The sequence below is a fragment of the Kribbella sp. NBC_00482 genome, assembly GCF_036013725.1.
Classification (GTDB): domain Bacteria; phylum Actinomycetota; class Actinomycetes; order Propionibacteriales; family Kribbellaceae; genus Kribbella.
The window spans coordinates 176,102-195,498 of sequence record NZ_CP107881.1; the positions used below are offsets into that span (position 1 = coordinate 176,102).

17 protein-coding genes are annotated in these 19,397 nt (G+C 69.5%); 11 read left to right on the forward strand and 6 right to left on the reverse strand.

What is annotated here, in order from left to right; genetic code table 11:
* Positions 1-102: 102 nt before the first annotated feature.
* From OHB24_RS00870 to OHB24_RS00885, 4 genes are all read left to right on the forward strand, one after another.
* A complete protein-coding gene (locus OHB24_RS00870) occupies positions 103-2,412 on the forward strand; it encodes a sigma-70 family RNA polymerase sigma factor (protein ID WP_327636964.1) in 2,310 nt (769 codons plus the stop codon).
* A gap of 249 nt (positions 2,413-2,661) precedes the next feature.
* Positions 2,662-3,945: an aspartate--tRNA(Asn) ligase gene (gene aspS / locus OHB24_RS00875; RefSeq protein ID WP_327636965.1), complete on the forward strand. Its 1,284-nt coding sequence runs from the start codon at positions 2,662-2,664 to the stop codon at positions 3,943-3,945.
* A complete protein-coding gene (locus OHB24_RS00880) occupies positions 3,945-4,796 on the forward strand; it encodes a phosphotransferase family protein (protein ID WP_327636966.1) in 852 nt (283 codons plus the stop codon). Before aspS ends, OHB24_RS00880 begins: the two co-directional genes overlap by 1 nt.
* A gap of 7 nt (positions 4,797-4,803) precedes the next feature.
* Positions 4,804-6,027, forward strand: a complete 1,224-nt coding sequence (locus OHB24_RS00885; RefSeq protein ID WP_327636968.1) for a M20/M25/M40 family metallo-hydrolase — start codon at positions 4,804-4,806, stop codon at positions 6,025-6,027.
* Positions 6,028-6,068: 41 nt separating this feature from the next.
* Here the strand turns inward: OHB24_RS00885 and OHB24_RS00890 are convergent, their stop codons facing one another.
* The 4 genes from OHB24_RS00890 to OHB24_RS00905 form a co-directional block, all read right to left on the reverse strand.
* Positions 6,069-7,817, reverse strand: coding sequence for an HNH endonuclease signature motif containing protein (locus OHB24_RS00890; protein ID WP_327636970.1), 1,749 nt, complete (start codon positions 7,815-7,817; stop codon positions 6,069-6,071).
* A 44-nt stretch (positions 7,818-7,861) separates the two neighbouring features.
* Positions 7,862-9,094 (reverse strand): serine hydrolase domain-containing protein, encoded by a 1,233-nt coding sequence (locus tag OHB24_RS00895; protein WP_327636972.1) that lies wholly within the window; start codon positions 9,092-9,094, stop codon positions 7,862-7,864.
* A 32-nt stretch (positions 9,095-9,126) separates the two neighbouring features.
* The gene (locus OHB24_RS00900; RefSeq protein ID WP_327636973.1) at positions 9,127-9,795 is read right to left on the reverse strand and encodes a DUF4097 family beta strand repeat-containing protein; all 669 of its coding nucleotides are present in this window, start codon (positions 9,793-9,795) and stop codon (positions 9,127-9,129) included.
* 110 nt (positions 9,796-9,905) lie between these two features.
* The gene (locus OHB24_RS00905) at positions 9,906-10,727 is read right to left on the reverse strand and encodes an aminoglycoside phosphotransferase family protein (protein ID WP_327636974.1); all 822 of its coding nucleotides are present in this window, start codon (positions 10,725-10,727) and stop codon (positions 9,906-9,908) included.
* Between the two features lie 85 nt (positions 10,728-10,812).
* On the opposite strand from OHB24_RS00905, the gene OHB24_RS00910 reads away from it, so the two are divergent.
* The 4 genes from OHB24_RS00910 to rsgA are packed head-to-tail and all read left to right on the forward strand — an operon-like array spanning position 10,813 to position 14,480.
* Positions 10,813-11,544 carry a DsbA family oxidoreductase gene (locus OHB24_RS00910; protein ID WP_327636975.1) on the forward strand — a complete coding sequence of 244 codons (732 nt, stop codon included), beginning with the start codon at positions 10,813-10,815 and terminating at the stop codon, positions 11,542-11,544.
* 58 nt (positions 11,545-11,602) lie between these two features.
* Entirely contained in the window at positions 11,603-12,175 is a 573-nt protein-coding gene (locus OHB24_RS00915) for a DoxX family protein (RefSeq protein WP_327636976.1), read from the forward strand.
* Between the two features lie 50 nt (positions 12,176-12,225).
* Positions 12,226-13,494 carry a 3-phosphoshikimate 1-carboxyvinyltransferase gene (gene aroA / locus OHB24_RS00920; RefSeq protein ID WP_327636977.1) on the forward strand — a complete coding sequence of 423 codons (1,269 nt, stop codon included), beginning with the start codon at positions 12,226-12,228 and terminating at the stop codon, positions 13,492-13,494.
* Positions 13,494-14,480 (forward strand): ribosome small subunit-dependent GTPase A, encoded by a 987-nt coding sequence (gene rsgA, locus OHB24_RS00925; protein ID WP_327636978.1) that lies wholly within the window; start codon positions 13,494-13,496, stop codon positions 14,478-14,480. The genes aroA and rsgA overlap by 1 nt, the downstream gene beginning before the upstream one ends.
* On the opposite strand, the gene OHB24_RS00930 is transcribed toward rsgA, so the two are convergent.
* Positions 14,481-14,954 carry a DUF2231 domain-containing protein gene (locus tag OHB24_RS00930; RefSeq protein WP_327636979.1) on the reverse strand — a complete coding sequence of 158 codons (474 nt, stop codon included), beginning with the start codon at positions 14,952-14,954 and terminating at the stop codon, positions 14,481-14,483.
* A 145-nt stretch (positions 14,955-15,099) separates the two neighbouring features.
* Here OHB24_RS00930 and hisN point away from each other — a divergent pair, with 145 nt between their 5' ends.
* From hisN to OHB24_RS00945, 3 genes are all read left to right on the forward strand, one after another.
* Positions 15,100-15,879 (forward strand): histidinol-phosphatase, encoded by a 780-nt coding sequence (gene hisN / locus OHB24_RS00935; RefSeq protein WP_327636980.1) that lies wholly within the window; start codon positions 15,100-15,102, stop codon positions 15,877-15,879.
* Between the two features lie 293 nt (positions 15,880-16,172).
* Positions 16,173-17,462, forward strand: coding sequence for a M16 family metallopeptidase (locus OHB24_RS00940; RefSeq protein ID WP_327636981.1), 1,290 nt, complete (start codon positions 16,173-16,175; stop codon positions 17,460-17,462).
* Positions 17,459-18,808, forward strand: a complete 1,350-nt coding sequence (locus OHB24_RS00945; protein ID WP_327636982.1) for a M16 family metallopeptidase — start codon at positions 17,459-17,461, stop codon at positions 18,806-18,808. The genes OHB24_RS00940 and OHB24_RS00945 overlap by 4 nt, the downstream gene beginning before the upstream one ends.
* A gap of 46 nt (positions 18,809-18,854) precedes the next feature.
* On the opposite strand, the gene OHB24_RS00950 is transcribed toward OHB24_RS00945, so the two are convergent.
* On the reverse strand, positions 18,855-19,280 hold the full coding sequence (locus OHB24_RS00950; protein ID WP_327636983.1) for a CBS domain-containing protein: 426 nt from the start codon (positions 19,278-19,280) through the stop codon (positions 18,855-18,857).
* Between the last annotated feature and the right edge of the window lie 117 nt (positions 19,281-19,397).

Here is a 19,397-nt window from a genome sequence, read left to right on the forward strand (position 1 = left end):
AGATGCGCTCGTCCGTCCTATCTGGGAGCCTTGTTCCCGGCAGTACGTGACGGTTAGTCACAAAGCTGCACACAGAGTTGTCAGAGCCCACGGGGGAGATGGATGGAGACGCCGGACGGCCAGCCCGATCCGCTGAGCGACGCCGAGCTGATCGCGCGCGTTCGCAACGGCGACCTGGAGGCGTACGGCGAGCTGTACGCGCGGCACCACCACGCCGCCGAGCGGATGGCCCGCCAGCTGGTCCCGGCCAACGATGCCGACGACCTGGCCAGTGACGCGTTCGCCAAGGTCCTGGACGCGCTCCGGGGCGGCGGCGGACCGGACGTCTCCTTCCGCGCCTATCTGCTGACGACCGTACGGCGGGTGCACGTCGACCGGATCCGCTCCGGGAAGAAGGTGCAGACCACCGACGACATCGCGTCGTACGAGCGCGAGCCGGAAACCTTCGACGACCCGACCGTCACCGGATTCGAGAGCGGTGCGGCGGCGAAGGCGTTCGCCAGTTTGCCGGAACGCTGGCAGGCAGTCCTCTGGCACACCGAGGTCGAGGGCGAGAAGCCGGCCGCGATCGCTCCCCTGCTCGGTCTGACCGCGAACGGCGTGTCCGCCCTCGCCTACCGGGCCCGCGAGGGCCTGCGCCAGGCGTACCTGCAGCAGCACCTGGCCGACGTCGCCGGGGACCGCTGCCGCTGGACGACCGAGCGCCTCGGCGCTTACGTCCGCGGCGGCCTGACCAAGCGCGAGAACCGGAACGTCCGCGAGCACATGGACGACTGCGCGAAGTGCACCGCGGTCTACCTCGAGCTCGTCGAGGTCAACAGCGCGCTGCCGGCGCTGCTCGCCCCTGCCCTGCTGGGCACCGCAGGCATCGGCTACCTGGCCGCTGCCTCGGGCGCCAAGGTCGGCCTGGTCGGTTTCTTCGTCACCGGCTGGCAGAAGGTCACCGAGAACAGCACGCGGGCCGCAGCCGGCGGCGGCGCGGTCGTGGTCGTCGCGATCGCCGCCGTACTCGCCGCGATGGCGCTGACCGGCAACGACACTCCCCCGGCCGCGATCGACCAGCCGTCGACGCAACCGACGCAGCAGCCGACCCAGCCGCCCGCGCAGAAGCCCACTGTGCCGCCGGTCAAGCCGCCGGTGAAACCGCCGTCGGCCAAGCCTCCGGCATCCAACCCGACGCAGGCCCCGACCAGCGCACCGACGAGCGCCCCGACGACGGCTCCGAGCACAACCGCGCCGACCACCGCGCCGACGCCCAGTGCCACGCCGACGGTCCCGACGCCTCCTCCGACCACGCCGACGCCGCCGAAGCCGACCCCGACCACTCCGGTGCTCGACGAGGGCCTGGTGACGATCAGCATCCCGCGGGGCGGCGGCAGCCCGGTGCTCGAGACCCGATCGGCGCAGGCCGACGCCGACGCCGGCATCCGGTTTGTGATCACGATCAAGACCCCGGCCGGGAACGCGAACCCGGTGGTGATCGGGCTCAAGTACGGCGCCGAGCTCGCGTGGCCGCTGAAGTCCAACCCGCCGGGCTGGACCTGCACCCAGGCGTCCGGCTCGTGTACGGCGACCGACCCCGCGAACCCGAAGCCGCTGGCGGTCACGTTCGACGCCCCGACCGGCGGCTCGACCGCCGATCGCACCTTCACCGTCTCGGCGAAGACCGGCCGGCTGTACGACGACGATTCGGCGACCGTGGACGCGAAGGCGACCACCGACGAGAACCTGCTCAAGATCCTCGACGGCAAGGCCGACCCGGACGTCCACCACCGGATCCTGACCGTTGCCCCGCGCGCCAACCGCAAGAACGTCACGCTGAAGCTCACGTACGGCAGCGCGCTCGAGTGGCCGCTCGCAGCGAACCCGGCCGGCTGGAAGTGCACCCGGTCGACCAAGACGTGTACGGCGACCAACCCGGCCAAGCCCGCTCCGCTCGCGGCCGACTTCGACGTACCGGACAAGTCGTCGGACGCGGCGCGGACGTTCACCGTGGCGGCGACCGCGGACCTGGTCAGCGACACCGACACCGATGTGCTGCCTGCGCTCCAGCAGGACGAGTCGCTGCTGCAGATCCTCACGCCGACGCCGCACACCGACCCGAACCCGTTCGTCTACAACCGGTTCCTGAAGGTCAACGGCGCACAGGGGCGGACGGTGACCCTCGACATCTCGTGGGGACGCAACCTGATCTTCCTGCCGTCATACGCCCAGGGCTGGACGTGCGAGCGGACCAGCGACATCCGCCGCGCGACCTGCACGACGAAGAACTACAAGAAACCGCTGAACTCCGAGTGGAACGCCTGGCTCCCCGGCAACAGCTCCAGCAACGCGATCACCGTCCACGCACGGGTCGGCGGCCGCGAAGACACCGACAGCGCCCAGATCCCACCGTCAACGTCCCGGCGATGAAATGGGGTTGCCGGGGTCCCCTATCCTGGATTTGTTCGCGTTGACGGAACCGAGTAACGCCGTACGCCACGTCAGAGAGAGTCGCCGGTAGCTGGGAAGGCGATACGCGGAGCGGTCGTGAAGACACTCCTGAGCGACTGTTGTGCAAGAGGCCGGGCCGTTGCGGCTCGGTGAAGGTGTGGTGGCACCGCGAGATTCCCCTTCGCCCACACCTCCGGGGTTCGAGAACAACCTGGAGGTGAAAACAGCATGCGAATTCTCAGCCATGAGATCCCCTCAGCAGTAGGCCAGACCGTCACGGTGGCCGGCTGGGTGCACCGAAGACGACGGCTCGCCGCCGTCAGTTTCCTGATCCTGCGCGACCGGTCCGGCCTGGCCCAGATCGTCGTCAAGGGCTCTCAGGCCCAGTTGGACGAGCTGGGTGAAGAGACAGTCGTTCAGGTGACCGGTACGGTCGCCGCCAACCCGCAGGCTCCCGGTGGCGCCGAGATCGTCGACCCGGTGATCGAGCCGCTGACCGAGCCGGCCGCGACGCCGCCGATCGAGCTGTGGCGTCCCACGGTCGGCGCCGGGCTGCCCGTCGTACTCGACAACGCACCGGTCACGCTGCGGCACCCCGCCGTACGGGCCGGATGGGAGATCGCCGCGGCCGCGCTGCACGGGTTCCGGTCCGCGCTGGACGGTCAGGGCTTCACGGAGATCCAGACGCCGAAGATCGTCGGTACGGCGACCGAGTCCGGGGCGAACGTGTTCGCGCTCGACTACTTCGGCGGCCCGGCGTACCTGGCGCAGTCGCCGCAGTTCTACAAGCAGACGATGGTCGGCGTGTTCGAGCGGGTCTTCGAGGTCGGTCCGGTGTTCCGGGCCGAGCCGCACGACACGGTCCGGCACCTGGCCGAGTACGTGTCGCTGGACGCGGAGTTCGGGTTCATCACCGACCACCGCGACGTTCTCGCTGTACTGCGTTCCGTGATCGCCGAGATGTTGTCGGCGGTCGGTACGCGAGCGGGCGGCGCGCTGGAGCGGCTCGGGGTGACGGCGCCGGAGATCCCGGTCGACGTACCGGTGCTGCACTTCAGCGAGGCGCTGAAGATCGCCGGCGCGGACCCGGACGAGCCGGACCTCGCGCCCGCGGACGAGCGCGCGATCGGCGAGTGGGCGTTGCGTGAGCACGGCAGCGACTTCGTCGCGGTCGAGGGCTACCCGATGGTGAAGCGGCCGTTCTACACGCATCCGCAGCCGTCGGACCCGCGGTGGTCGAACTCGTTCGACCTGCTGTTCCGCGGGGTCGAACTCGTCACCGGCGGCCAGCGCCTGCACCGGTACTCGGACTACGTCGCGGCCCTCGCGGCGCGCGGCGAGTCGGCGGACGCTCCGGCGTACAGCTCGTACCTGCAGGCGTTCAAGCACGGGATGCCGCCGCACGGCGGGTTCGCGATCGGGCTGGAGCGCTTCGTGGCGCGGCTGACCGGCGCGGAGAACGTCCGCGAGGTCACGCTGTTCCCCCGCGACCTGCACCGGCTGACGCCCTGATGGACACCACCGAGTCGGTTGTCGCCGAGCTGAACGTTGCTCTCGGCACCAATTATCAGCTCGTGCGGCAACTGACCGGTGGTCTGCAGTCGACCGCGTACGTGCTGACCGGCGGCGTGGTCCTGAAGTGGACCGACAATCCCGGCTGGGCAGCACGGGTCCGGCAGGCGGCCGAGCTCGTCCGCCGGGCCCGCGCCGTCGGCTATCCCACACCGGCTTGGCTTGCCGTCGGCACCACCGCTGCCGGCTCGCCGTACCAATTGCAGGAGCTCGTCCCCGGCAGCCCTCCGACGCTCGACGATGCGCTGGCACGGCAGCTGATCGAGATCTGTGAGCTGCAGCGGGACCTGCTCCCGGAGGACCGTGACGCGAGCTGGTCCGCGTGGTCGCGCGGCGTCGTCTTCGACGGCTGGGATGGGGTCTGGGAACGGGTACAGGCGTACGACGGGGAAGTCGGCGAGCTCCTCCAGCGGTACGGCGAACTCTGTCGCCCGTATCGCGACGAGGAGCTGCCGCACCACGACTTCGTGCATGGGGATCTGAACATGGGCAACCTGCTCGTGGCCGACGGGCGGATCACCGGGATCGTGGACATCGAGGCGGCCGGCGCCGGCTCGCGCGCGTACGAACTGGTCTCTCTGGCAGCGTCCGCCGCACGCGACGGTGCGGAGTCCGGCGTCGACGAGCTGTTCCTCGAGGCGGCACTGCGAGCGAGCGGCCGCGCGGCGGTCGCCGTGTGTGCGGGCGCGGCTTTCGCGAGCGTGGCGGAGTTCGTCCACACGCGTTCGACGTACGCCCACGAGCTGGTGAACCACGGCGGCCGTCGGGTGCTCGAGCTGCTGCATGCATGATGTGCACATGCTGAGGGAGGCCGAGCGCGCCGTTCTGGCGGCGATCGACAACGAGCGGATTGTTGCGGAGCTGCGGGAGCTGGTGCAGATCCCGAGCGTGGACGGGACCGCTGCCGAGGTCGCCGTACAGGCGTGGTGTGCCGCGCGGCTGGAAGCGCTCGGGCTCACCGTGGATCACTGGCGGCTCGAGTTGGTGCCCGACGATCCTGGGTTTCCCGGGATGGAGGTCGAGCGCGACGAGGCGTGGGGCTGTGTCGGCGTGCTCGGCGGCGATGCGACACCGGGGCTGATTCTCAACGGGCATGTCGATGTGGTGCCGGGTGGCACGTTCGACGCCCGGATCGAGGACGGCGTGATGTGGGGCCGCGGGACGTGTGACATGAAGGGCGGTGTCGCGGCGATCCTCGGCGCGGTGGCGGCGGTCGTTGCCGCGGGCATTCGGTTGCGGAAGCCGCTGGCCGTGCACACCGTGATCGGCGAGGAGGACGGCGGTGTCGGCGCGTTCGCGACCTTCCGCCGCGGGCATCGCGGTGAGGCCTGCCTGATCGCGGAACCGACCGCGGGCACGGTCATCCCGGCGAACGCAGGCTCGCTGACGTTCCGTCTGGAGGTGCCGGGCCTCGCCACGCACGGTTCGACCCGCAGCCGCGGGGTGAGCGCGATCGAGAAGTTCACCGTGATCCAGACCGCGCTGCAGGAGCTCGAACGCGAGCGCAACCGCGACCCGCACCCGCTGCTCGCCCACCTCGACCTCGCCAACCCGCTGTCGGTCGGCACCATCGCGGCCGGCGACTGGGCGAGCACCGTCCCCGACCACCTGATCGCCGAGGGCAGGTACGGCGTACGCCTCGGTGAATCCCTCGCCGACGCACGGACCGCCTTCGAGGATGCGGTCACAACTACCTGTGCGAAGGACGAGTGGCTGCGTGAGCACCCGGTCACGGTCACCTGGCCGGGAGGCGAGTTCGCTTCAGGTCTGCTGCCCGAGGGCGACCCGCTCCTCGCCGACACCGTCCAGGCAGTGACCGACACAGGCAGCCCGATTCCAGCGGTCAAGGGAGCGCCGTACGGCTCAGATCTACGCCAGTACGCCGCAGCGGGCATCCCCACCTTGCAGTACGGACCTGGTGACGTCCGGTACGCGCATGCCGCCGACGAGCACGTGGTGCTCTCGGACGTGCTCGATGCCGCACGTGCGTACGCGTTACTCATCGTGCGCCGCTGCTCATAACGCGAACCCACCGGAAGCATCCGGTCGACCCTCAAGGTCGGTCAGGCCGTCCCTGGCGGGTCGTCTGCTTCAGATTCAGATTCAGCTTCAGGCGAGGGCGTGCGGTAACGCCTGCCGGTCGGCCCGGTCCAGGTGGTAGTGCCGTCGCGGTTCGGTGCGACGGTCCATCCGCCTTCGTGCTTCAGGCGGTGATGATGTCGGCAGAGGCAGTGGAGATTGTCTGTGGTGGTGCGACCACCGGCCGCGAAAGCGACGCGGTGGTCGAGATCGGCGAACTCAGCTGGACGGTTGCAGCCGGGGAACTGGCAGGTCCGATCGCGCAGTCGAACGAAGCGATCGACGGCCGCGCCCGGGGTGTAGGTGTCTGAGTTGCCGGGCGGCGGTTCGTCGGTGATGCAGACATCGAGGTGGGACCGAGCCGAGCGTCCGAGCTTTCCGAGGAGGTTGCGGGCAAGGGTTCGTGTGAGGTGCTTGCGCAGGGATTCTTGAGGGATCGGCCCGTAGTGTTCGGCCGTCCCGCCGGTGCTGTTCTCGCCGTTGATCAGGGCGCGGATCTCGGCGCCGGTCGCGTGGATAACGACACTCGCCTCTGCGCCGATGGCGGATTCGTCGCGCAGATCGCAGACGTCCTGGTCGACGGTCTCTGCGGCCGCGTCGACGGCCGAACTCTCATCGACCACCTCGTCGGTGGGATCAGTCTGCGGACTGGCATGGCGACCGGTCTTCGTGCGAGGGAGGAGCCGGTCCAGGGCGATGTCGGCGCGCAACTGGTCCATCGACCGGGAGTCGCCGTGCCGACGCCGGTACGCCGCCGCGCGCGTGAGGCTGTTCATCACCGCGCCCGCGTCCAAAGCGTCCTGGGTATGGATCAGCTCAGCCGTGCCGTCACTGTTCGGAAAGATCCGCACCGACCGCTCATCCATCGCCCGCGCATGTGACCTGCTCTGCGCGTCCGGCGACCGTCGAGCAGCCTCCCGCTGCGCCTCCTGCTTCATCTTCTGCAACGGATGCTTCCCGGCCCACTCCAGCAACGCCGTCTCAGCCGCACGCCGCGCGTCCGGATCATCCAGCACCGACAACTCCCGCACAATCGCGAAAGCGGCCCGCTCGGTCAACTGCCCCTCCTCCAGCGCCCGCAACGTCGCCGGAAAATTGTGCACCAACTCGCACGACGTATGAATCCGCGCCATCGCAGCACCCTTGTGCATCTGCCACACCAACGCGAGCTCATCAGCAGTCGACCGGAGATCCCCCGCCACCCAACGACGTTCGCCCGGTTCCGCAGCCCGATCTCCAGGCTCGGGGTAGCGGTGCCCGAGATCAGCCGACACACCATGCAACGAGGCCTCATACCCAGCGGTCGCCTCAGCCTTCATCGCCGCCAGCCGCGCCTCCAACCGGCCGATCGCCTCCTGCCGATCCAGCCACCCGGAGTCGCTCAACTCAGACGTGTCCTGAAACGCCACCGCCTCGAACAACCCAGCGCCATAGTCAGGGTCATCCGGTACGTCATACCGGCCGAGTAGTCCGTGCTTAGCTGCGAGCCGCGCATCAGCGCGCACCCGGTCGACCAACGCCAGGAACGCGGCATCCCAGTGCTCGTCGTCACCCCGGACCGCCTCGTCCGCAATCGCGGTTACCGGCGCACCAGGCACGACAGACAGCAGCGCAGGTCCGGCCGGCACGCCCGACGGGCCGCTGGCCTCGTCGGCGGGCTGATCGACCGAACACTGATTCATGCAATCGATCATACGTTCGAATAGACGCGGAACCAAATCGCCCGCGGCCACGGCCGGGCTGCACCATCGCGCAGCCCGGCCCGAGACCTGGCGGCTCAGTCCTCGAGGGACTGGTAGAGGGTGGTCCAGAAGTCGTTCATGAGGTGGATCGAGGACGGTACGGTCGCGCCGACCTGGGTGAGCAGGATGCCGGTGATCTGGTTGACCGGGTCCGCGTACGTCGACGTACCGGCGCCGCCGTCCCAGCCGAACTGGCCGACCGGCGCGTAGTCGCCCCGGTAGGTGCGCACGGCCATCCCGTAGCCCCAGCCGCCCTGCTGGCCCTGGCCGAACGAAATGTGCACGTTGTCCCGGGCCAGCGTCTCCCGGGCCGCCAACTGCTCGGCCGTGAGGCTGTTGGTGGTCATCAGCTCCACCGCCGGCCGGGAGAGAATCCGCTGGCCCTGGTGTACGCCGTGGTTCAGCAGCATCCGGAAGTAGGCGTGGTAGTCGTCGGCGGTGGAGTTCAGCCCGCCGCCACCGCCCTGGAACGCCGGCGGAGCGCTGTGCCGACCACCCTCGGCCTCATCCCACACCTGGAACTCACCGGTCGCGGGGTCCGGTGCGTACAGCGGTGGGAGCCGGTGCAGCTGGTCGGCGGGGACGGAGAACCCGGTGTCCTTCATACCCAGCGGCCCGAAGATCCGCTCCTGCAGGAACTCGTCGTACGACTGACCGGTGACCCGGGAGACGAGGACGCCGATCAGGTCGCTGCTGATCTGGTACTGCCAGCGCTCGCCCGGCTGGTACATCAGCGGAAGCGTTCCGAGGCGCCGCATCCACTCGTCCTGCTCCGGCATCGGCACCGGCCCGTTGGGCGTGATGCCCTGCTCGAACAGGGCGCCCATGATCGGCGTACCGATCATCGTCATGTCCATGCCGAGGCCGAACGTGGAGGTCAGCACGTCCCGGACGGTGATCGGGCGCTTGGCCGGCACGGTGTCGTCCACCTGGCTGTCGATCCGCTTCAGCACCTGGCGGTCGGCCAGCTCGGGCAGCCACTGCTCGACGGTGTCGTCGAGCCGCAGCCGGCATTCGTCGAGCAGCACCATCGCCGCCGACACCGAGACCGGCTTGGACGTCGACGCCATCCGGAAGATCGTGTTCCGCTGCATCGGCGCGCCGCCGTCGTGACGCATCGTCCCGAGCGTCTCGACGTACGGCTCACCGTCGCCGCGGCTGACCAGCGCGACGACGCCGGGGATCTTCCCGGAGTCGACGTGCCGGGCCAGTACGTCGTGCAGTCGGCGCAACCCGGCCTCGGTGAAGCCGGACGGAGTGGTTGGCATCGTGGTGTGCTCCTTTGATTGAAACGTTCAGGTCAGAGACTACGGGCGACGATGTCGCCGACCGACGTGGTGGCGCGGACGGTGAGCTCGGCGCCTGCGCCCTCGCTGTTCTTGAGCGCGTTGTTGATCCGGCCGGTGGCGGTGCCCGCGTCCAGCGTGGCCGAGACTCCGGCGGCGGCGACGATCTCCACCTCGCCGACGTCGGTGCGCAGTACGACGGTGCCGCGGACGGCCTCGGCGATCCGGATGTCGCCCTTGCTGGTGCGGATGTCCGCGGGGCCGTTGAGGCGGCCGACGGACACGTCACTGGCGGAGGACTTGATCCGGGCGCTCGCGACGTCCTCGAGGTCGATCGGACCCTGAGCGCTCTCGATGACGACATCGCCGAAGCGTCCAGTCGCCCGGAGCTCGGCACTGGCGGCCTTCACCTCGGCCTGGGACCCGGCCGGCAGGTGCACCGTCACCGCGACGGCTCCGGAGGGTCCGAAGTACTCGTTCTTCGTGACGACCGCGATCCGCAGGACGCCGTCGGCGAGCTCGACCGTGGTCCGCTCGGCGGCCTTCACGTCGCGGCTCTTCGTGGGGTCCACGGGGAGCACCTCGACGGTGGTGTCGGCCCGGTCGGCGGCGACGAGCTGGATCCGTCCGGCGGGGATGTTCAGGATTGCGGAGATCGGCTCGGGGGTGTTGTACGTCGGCATTGTGGTGCCTTCCTGGTGTGCTTGGTGTGTTGCTGACAAACACCAAGATCCAGGTCCGTCCTGACACCGAACCGCCGCAGCCCTGACACGGCTGCTGACACCGCGGCCGATCAGAGCAGTCGGTCGAGCGCCTCGTGGCCGATCGGACCCCAGTGGGTCTTGCCGCCCGGGATGCCCTTCTCTCCGTTGATGCCCATGGCGATCAGGAACAGTGCGCGGGTCAGGGCCCAGCCGCGGGCCCGTCGTACCGTCGCGTCATCCACCCCGTAGGCGTCGAAGAAGCGCTGCGCCTCCGGGAGCAGGATCCAGGCGGACGCGAGGTCGGTCGCCGGGTCGCCGGCGCCGATCTCCTCGAAGTCCACGACGCCGGCGAGCGTGCCGTCGGCGACGACAACGTTCGCCGGGTGCAGGTCGCCGTGCACCCACACCGGCGCCCCGTCCCACGGGGACGCCGAGATCGCGTCCTCCCAGACCGCACGGATCTCGTCGGCGCGGCCGACGTACGCCTGCACCTCGTCGAACCCGGGGCTCGGCGCGAGAATGCTGCGGTCGCTCACGGGCGCGTCGGCCGGCGGCTCGGTGTGCAGCGCCCTCAGGAAGTCCGCGAGTACGTCGGCAGCGGCCGGATCCGTGACCGGTGCATGGTCCGCGGGCTCGCCGTGTACCCAGGTGGTGATCAGCCAGGTCCGCGGGAAGCTGTCCGACGGGTCGCAGAGGTGGAGTGGGGTCGGGACGGGCAGCGGGAGCTGTGCGGCGAGGCCGGGCAGCCACCGGTGCTCTCTGCGGAGGGGTTCGTGGGCCTGGTTGGCGCGGGGCATTCTGACGGCCAGGTCGTCGCCCAGGCGCCACATCTGGTTGCCCCAGCCGCCGACGATCTCCTTCAGCTCCAGGTCGGCCAGATCGGGATGCTGCTCTTTCAACAGGGTCCGCACAAGGTCCTCGTCCATGGAGCGTCAGACGCGTCACACACGGACCTGGTTGGGAATAGGTCCAAGGAGTGGTCAGTTGGCGACAGTTATGCGCATTGATGTGTGGTCCGACGTCGTCTGCCCGTGGTGCTACATCGGGAAGCGGCGGCTCGAAGAGGCTCTTGCGGACAGCGGTGAGAGCGCCGAGATCGTCTGGCACAGCTTCCAGTTGGACCCGTCGTCGACGAACGACGACCCGCGGGACCTGGCCACCCGGCTGGGCGACAAGTACGGTCGCGGCCGCGAGTGGGGCTTGCAGGCGAACGAGCACGTCACCGAGGTGGCGGCCGAGGTCGGGCTCGAGTACCACCTGGACCAGGCGAAGCCGGTCAACACCGTCGACGCGCACCGCATCCTGCACCTGGCCCACGACCTCGCTGAGGCCGGTGAGGTGCCCGCAGACACGCAGGGCCGCCTCAAGGAGCGGCTGCTCAAGGCCTACTTCACGGACGGCCTCCCGGTCGGTGACCACGCCACGCTGACCGAACTGGCCACCGAGGTCGGCCTCCCCGCCGAGCGAGTGCGTGAGGTTCTGGCGGGTACGACGTACACCGACGACGTCGCCGCGGATCAGGCGCAGGCCCTGGCGTACGGCGCCAACGGCGTACCGTTCTTCGTCATCGACGAGAAGTACGGCGTGAGCGGCGCCCAGCCCGTCGACGTCTTCAAGGAAGCACTGCGCCGGGCGAACGCGGACCGCAAGCCGGTGACGCTGATCACCGCACCGGGCGCGACGACTGACGGTGACGCGGAGTGCGGGCCGGACGGCTGCCCCATCTGAGCACCGGGTTCAGCGGTGGGTACCGGGAGTCGTACGAATCGTGGTGTATGAAGGAGGCATGACTGTCGTGCGCGCACTGGCCAGGCCGTTGCTGTCCGTCATTTTCGTCGTCCAGGGTGCGAACGCGATCCGCAACCCCGAGCCGCTGGTTCCCAAGGCGCAGCCGGTGACCGACCGGATGATGCCGATGGTGAAGAAGGTCGCTCCGCCGCAGGTGAGCGACCGGATCCCCGACACGACCGCCAACCTGGTCCGGCTGAACGGCGCCGTGCAGGTGCTCGGCGGTGTCGCGCTCGCGAGCGGCAAGGGCCGCCGTCTCGGCGCGGGTCTGCTGGCCGCCTCGCTGGTACCGACGACGCTCGCCGGCCACCCGTTCTGGCTGGAGAAGGACAAGGCCGTCCGGAACCAGCAGCGCATCAGCTTCATGAAGAACCTGGGGATCCTCGGCGGTCTGCTGCTCGCCGCGGTCGACACCGAGGGCAAGCCGGGGGTCGCCTGGCGCGCCACGCACGGTGCGCGGGCTGCGAAGCGTGAGACCAAGCGCGGCGCGAAGGCCGCCAAGCGCGAGGCGAAGCAGCTGGCCCGCGAGGCGAAGCACGCCGCCCGTCTCGCGAAGGCCGAGCTCAGCTGATCCCGATGCCCTAGGCTCAGGGCGTACAGAACCTGAGCTGAAGGAGTGGGATGAGCGAGCAGGGCTGGCCGGCGCCGCGGGTCGATGGAGCGGTCACCGGTACCGTCACGGTGCCCGGATCGAAGTCGATCAGCAACCGTGCCCTCATCCTCGCCGCGATCGCGGACGGCCCGTCCCACCTGACCGGCCTCCTCGCGGCTCGCGACACCGAACTGATGCGGTCCGCCCTCGTCTCGCTCGGGGTAGGCATCTCTGAGAGCGGTACGACGGTGACCGTCGCACCGGGCTCACTCAAGGGCCCGGCGAACGTCGACTGCGGTCTGGCCGGCACCGTGATGCGGTTCGTGCCGCCGGTGGCCGCGCTCGCCGACGGCGTGGTCGCGTTCGACGGTGACGAGTACGCGCGGGAGCGGCCGATGGGCGTCATCCTGGGCGCCCTGCGGACCCTCGGCGTACAGATCGACGACGGCGGGACCGGCCGGATGCCGTACACCGTGTCCGGCACGGGTTCGGTGCGCGGCGGCAAGGTGACGCTGGACGCGTCGGGGTCGAGCCAGTTCGTGTCCGCGCTGCTGCTGGCCGGCGCGCGGTACGACGAGGGCGTCGACATCAGGCACGACGGGAAGCCGGTGCCGTCCCAGCCGCACCTGGACATGTCGGTGGCGATGCTGCGGGAACGCGGCGTGACGGTCGACGACGCGGAACCGAACCGCTGGGTCGTTGCCCCTGGCCCCATTCGGGCGCTGGACACAGCGATCGAGCCGGACCTGTCGAACGCGGCGCCGTTCCTGGCCGCGGCCGTCATCACCGGCGGTTCCGTGACCGTCACCGGGTGGCCGGCTGAGACCACGCAACCGGGCGGTCAGCTGCCCGAGATCTTCACGCGGTTCGGTGCCGAGGTGACGCGCACCGAGGACAGTCTGATTGTGCGCGGGACCGGACGGGTGCAGGGCTGCGACCTCGACCTGAGCGAGGTCGGCGAGCTGTCACCCGTGATCGCCGCGGTGGCCGCGTTCGCCGACGGACCGTCGTACCTGCGGGGGATCGCGCACCTGCGCAACCACGAGACCGACCGGCTGGCGGCGCTCGAGACCGAGTTCAACGCGCTCGGCGGGGACGTCACGCAGCTCGAGGACGGACTCGCGATCCGGCCGAAGCCCTTGCAGGGCGGGCTTTTCCACACGTACGGCGACCACCGGATGGCGCACGCCGCGGCCGTCGTCGGCCTGCTCGTCGACGACCTGCAGATCGAGAACATCGGCACGACGGCGAAAACACTGCCGGAGTTCCCCACCATGTGGTCGGAGCTCGCCGGCTGATGTCGCGGTACGACGAGGACGCCAAGTACGACCGTCCGAGGCGCCACACCCGGCCCCGGACCAAGGACCGTCCCTCGTACGACGACGCCGCCGAAGGCTTCGTCTTCACCCGCGACCGTGGGCGCTACGCCTGCTGGGTCGAGGAGCCGGACGGCGGGCGGGAGGTGACCGCGATGAAGGCCCGTCAGCTCGGCCGCACCGGAGTGATCGTGGGCGACCGGGTCAAACTCGACGGCAACGCCACTGGCGACGAGGGCTCGCTGGCCCGGATCGTCGAGGTTCTCCCCCGCACGACGCTGCTCCGCCGTTCCGCCGATGACGACGACCCGGTCGAGCGCCCGCTGGTCGCGAACGCCGACCAGCTCGTGATCGTCGTCGCGGTCGCCAACCCGGAGCCCCGAACCGGACTCATCGACCGCTTCCTGGTCGCGGCGTACGACGCCGGCATGCGGCCGCTGCTCTGCCTCACGAAGACCGACCTTGCCGACCCGGACCCGCTGCTCTCGATCTACCGCCCGCTCGGCGTCGAGTCGGTCGCCACACAGCAGGGCGGCGACCTGACCGAACTCCAGGAGCAGCTCGACGACCGGACGAGCGTGTTGGTCGGCCACTCGGGCGTCGGCAAGTCCACGCTGGTCAACGGCATCATCCCCGGTGCCGCCCGGGCGGTCGGGATCGTCAACGAGGTCACCGGCCGCGGGCGCCATACGTCGACGAACACCGTCGTACTGCGGCTCCCGGACGGCGGCTGGCTGATCGACACCCCGGGCATCCGCTCGTTCGGCCTCGCGCACGTGGATCCCGACAAGTTGATCGGCGCCTTCCCGGACCTCGCAGAGATCGCGGCGGACTGCCCCCGCGGTTGCACGCACGCCGCCGACGCGCCCGACTGCGCGCTGGACGAGGCCGTCGAGGCCGGCCGCGCCGACGCCGAACGGGTCGCGTCCTTCCGCCGCCTGGTCGCCAGCCGCGGAACCAGCAGTTAGCTACTTGGGGAGCTGCCCTTCCCACACTGCCTTTGCGCCGGCGTCTCCGGTGCGGATCGTCTGCCAGATGACCAGTACGCCGATCACGACGACGGCGGCCTGCGTCAGCAACTCGAGCGGCCGGCTCTTCGTTGCCTTGTCACCCTTGATGCCGCCCAGCAGCAGGAAGGCGGCGACGGCAACGATCGCGAAGATCAGGGTGTACCAGAACAGCAGGTCGCCGCGCTTCTCGTGCAGTTCGACGGCCTTCTGCAGCGTCGGCACCGCCTTGACGAACGCCTCGCCGCTCTCCTTCGCGACGAACGCGCAGACCACCGTCCCGACGCCGAGGATCAGCGCCGGCCAGCGCAGCAGCCGGCGCCACCGCGGCACCAGCGCGAACACGATGCCGGTGAGCGCGGCCACCGGGAGCAGCACCACGGTCAGGTGGATGACCAGCACGTGCAGCGGCAGGTCCCCGAAACGCTCGAACATTGACGCCTCCCGGCGGTCGCACGACGTGATCAGACACTAATGGCACGTTCGATGACTGCGTTTGGTTCAATCCACACCGCAATCGATCCGCAACTGATCCCGGACACCCGGTCCGCTCGGGAGCGGTTCAGGCTAGCCTTCCGGCATGCCTTCGCACACGGATGACCTGCGGCTCGCCCACATCCTGGCCGATGACGCGGACTCGACCACGATGGACCGCTACAAGGCGCTCGACCTGCACGTCGCGACGAAGCCGGACCTGACCCCGGTGAGCGAGTCCGACAAGAAGGTCGAGGACGTGATGCGCAAGACGCTCTCCCGGGCCCGTCCGCGGGACGCGTTCGTGGGCGAGGAGGACGGCACCAGCGGCTGGGGCGTACGCCGCTGGGTGGTCGACCCGATCGACGGCACCAAGAACTACATCCGCGGCGTCCCGGTCTGGGCCACGCTGATCAGCCTGATGATCGAGGACCAGGTCGTCGTCGGCGTGGTCTCCGCCCCCGCACTCGGGAAGCGCTGGTGGGCGTCGTACGGCGACGGCGCCTGGACCGGCCGCGCGCTGCACTCGTCGCAGCCGTGCCGGGTCAGCGACGTGAGCAAGATCGAGGACGCGTCGCTGTCGTACGCCTCGCTCAAGGGCTGGGAGAAGCTCGGCAAGAAGAACCAGTGGGCGGACCTGATGGACTCGGTCTGGCGGACCCGCGCGTACGGCGACTTCTGGTCGTACATGCTGGTCGCGGAAGGCGCCGTCGACATCGCCGCCGAGCCCGAACTCAACCTCTACGACATGGCCGCGCTCGCGATCATCGTCGACGAAGCCGGCGGCAAGTTCACCTCCGTCGAAGGCGCCCCCGGCCCCAACGGCCCGAACGCCGTCGCCACCAACGGCCGCCTCCACGACGAAGTCCTCAAACGCCTCGAGTAACCTCCCGCCGACTGCACACCCACCTCGCGGAAAACCACCACCGGGGAAGGCCACCGCTCCAGCAGTACGTCGTACAGCCCGAGGATCTCGGCCCAGTCGGTGTCCTCCCACCTCGCCGCCTCCGCATGCACAGCAGCAATCGCAGCCATCAACACCAACAGGCCTGGTGGTTCTTGTGGTTCTTGTTGTTCTACTCAATCACCGACGGGTCCGCGGCCGCCCACTTCGCCTCGTCGTCGTCCGGAATCGACAACCCCCGCGGGGAAGTTTCGCGACCACGTATGGTGGCCGGTATGCCCTTGACGTACCCCATCGCGGAGCAGACGCTCGACAACGGCCTCCGGGTCGTCGTGAGCTCGGATCGCGCCGTCCCGATCGTCGCCGTCAACCTCTGGTACGACGTCGGGTCGCGCCACGAACCACCGGGGCTGACCGGGTTCGCGCACCTCTTCGAGCACTTGATGTTCCAGGGGTCGCGCAACGTCGCCTCCGGTCAGCACTTCAGCCTGCTGGAGACCGCCGGCGCCAGCCTGAACGCGAGCACCTTCTTCGATCGCACCAACTACTTCGAGTCCCTGCCCAGCGGCGGTCTCGACCTCGCGCTCTGGCTCGAGGCGGACCGGATGGGCTACCTGCTCGACGCGGTCAACCAGGAGAACCTGGACAACCAGCGTGACGTGGTCAAGGAAGAGAAGCGGCAGAGCTACGACAACCGTCCGTACGGCGACTCGTACGAGCGGCTCGTGGCCCTCGCGTTCCCCGAGGGCCACCCGTACGCGCATATGACGATCGGTTCGATGGCCGACCTGGACGCCGCCTCGGTGGAGGACGTCCACGCCTTCTTCCGGAAGTACTACGGGCCGAACAACGCCGTCCTGACGATCGTCGGCGACGTGTCCGAAGAGGATGCGTTCGACGCCGCCAAGCGGTACTTCGGCCACCTGCCCGCGATCCCCACGCCGCCGCCGGCGCCGGACGGGACGATCGGCCCGATGACCGGCGTACAGCGTGACGACGTGGAGTCCGACGTACCGTCCGACCTGATCACGATGATGTTCCGGCTGCCGGTCGACGGCACGCCCGAACTGGACGCGGCCGGGCTCGCGCTCGACATCCTCGCCGCGGGGCAGAGCGGCCGGCTGAACCGGCGGCTGGTCCGCGACGAGCAGATCGCGCAGTCGGTGTCCGGTGGCGCGCTGCCGCTGATCGGCGGGGTGTCGTTCGGGACGCTGACCGGGATCGCGTCGGACGGTGTCGACCTGCAGAAGGTCGAGGACGCGCTGCTCGAGGAGATCGAGAAGCTGGCCGCGGACGGTGTCACCTCGGAAGAGCTGGCCACGGTGCAGGCGCAGGCCGAGCGGGACTGGCTCGAGCAGCTGGCATCGTGTGCGGGCCGCGCGGACGAGATCTCGCACTACGCGTTGCTGTTCGGCGATGCGAACCGGATCAACACACGCATCGACCAGGTGCAGGCGGTGACCGTCGAGCAGGTGCAGGCGGCGGCGCAGAAGTGGGTCCGCGCCGAGGGGCGTGTGCAGGTCACGTACCGCCGTACCGAATCGTCTTCAGGGGAGCAAGAGTGAGCCAGGTTCTGACCACCCCGCCGGCCGTCGGCGCGCCGCGTCCGTGGAGGTTCCCGGAGGCGGTGACCACGCAGACCAGCGTCGGCGCACCGGTGCACGTCTTCGACCGTCCGGGGCAGTACGTCGCCACCGTCCGGGTCACGATCGGGATGCCGCTGATCGCCGAACCGCGCGACCTCGAAGGCGTCGCGACGATCATGTCGCGGACGCTCGACGAGGGCACTGAACTGCATTCGGCCAACGAGTTCGCCGCCGCGCTGGAACGGCATGGAGCGGCGTACGGCGTCGATGTCAGCTCGGATGCGCTGCACGTGGAGATCTCGGTGCCGGTGTCGCATCTCGCGCCGGCGGTCGAGCTGCTGGCCGAGGCGATCACGCGGCCCGCGTTCAACCAGGCCGATGTCGGGCGGCACGTGACGATCCGGCTCGGTGAGATCAACCAGGAGCGGGCCAATGCGGGCTACCGGGCGCGAGAGGCGTTCGCGGCGCACCTGTTCGACGCGTCGACGCGGCGCTCCCGGCCGACCGCTGGCCGGCCGGACACGATCCGTCCGCTGACGAACGTCGAGGTGGCGAACTTCTACCGGAACAACATCGGCCCGGAGCGGGCGGAGATCCTGTTCGCCGGCGACGCGACCGGTGTGGACGTCGCCGGCATCATCGACGCGGCCTTCAGCAACTGGACGTCGTCGGCCGGTACGGCGCTGGAGACGCCGGAGCCGATCTACCTGCCGGGCAACCGGGTCGTGCTCGTCGATCGGCCGGGCTCGGTGCAGAGCCAGCTGCTGATCGGGTGCGCCGGTCCGGACCGGCGGGACCCGGCGTGGGGTGCGGCCGCGGTCGCGAACCACGTGGTCGGCGGGACCATCACCTCCCGCGTCGACACTGTGCTGCGCGAGGAGAAGGGCTACACGTACGGGACGCGGACCAGCTTCGCGGCTCCCCGCAAGGGCGGGACCTTCAGCCTCGGCGGCGCCGTACGGACCGAGGTCACCGGCGCCGCGATCGGTGACGCGCTGCGGATCCTGCGGGAGGCCCGCGACGGGCTCACCGAGCAGGAGGTGCAGGAGGCGAAGGACAGCCTGATCCGCACCGCGCCGCTGCGCTACGAGCAGGCCGACTCCGTGGCCCAGCAGGTCGGCAGCAACATCGCGAACGGCGTACCGGTCGACTTCGCCGACACGTACCTGACCAACATCGCTGCCACCACGGCCGCCGAGGCGACCGACGCTTACCGCCGGTACGTCGACACCGACGGACTGCTCGTGGTCGTGGTCGGGGAAGCCAAGGACGTCCGTCCGCAGCTCGAGACCCTCGACCTAGGCGACCTGATCGAGCTCAGCTGAACCGGGAACCGCTGCCCCAGCACGGTGGGGCAGCGGATCCGCCCGGTCAGCTGCTGATGTAGTTGGAGAGTTGTTCGGTCTCGAACTCGAGTTCACCGATCCGGGACTTGACCACGTCGCCGATGCTGACCAGGCCGGAAAGGTTGCCGTCGACAACGACCGGGACGTGCCGGATCCGGCGGTCGGTCATCAGCCGCATCAGGTTGTCGATCAGGTCGTCCGGCGTACAGGTGTGTACCTCCGACGTCATGATCGCGCTGACCCGGACCTCGCCCGCGTCCGGCGTACCGTTCCAGAGCCGGACGATGTCGCGCTCGGAGACGATGCCGTCCACCGACGCTCCGTCCGCGCTGACCACGACCGCACCGATGTTGCGTTCGGCCAGCAGCGCGAGCAGTTCGGTGACAGTGGCTTCTGGGGAGATGGTGACGACCTGGTTGCCCTTACCGCGCAGTACGTCATTGATCTTCACGGAGCCTCCTGCAAGTTCGAGGACCAATACCCCAAGGTACCGGCATTCCCCCGGTCACCCCCAGTGACAACGACGGACAACCGTCCACCCCGCGACCGTACGCCGGCGGCGTTTAGC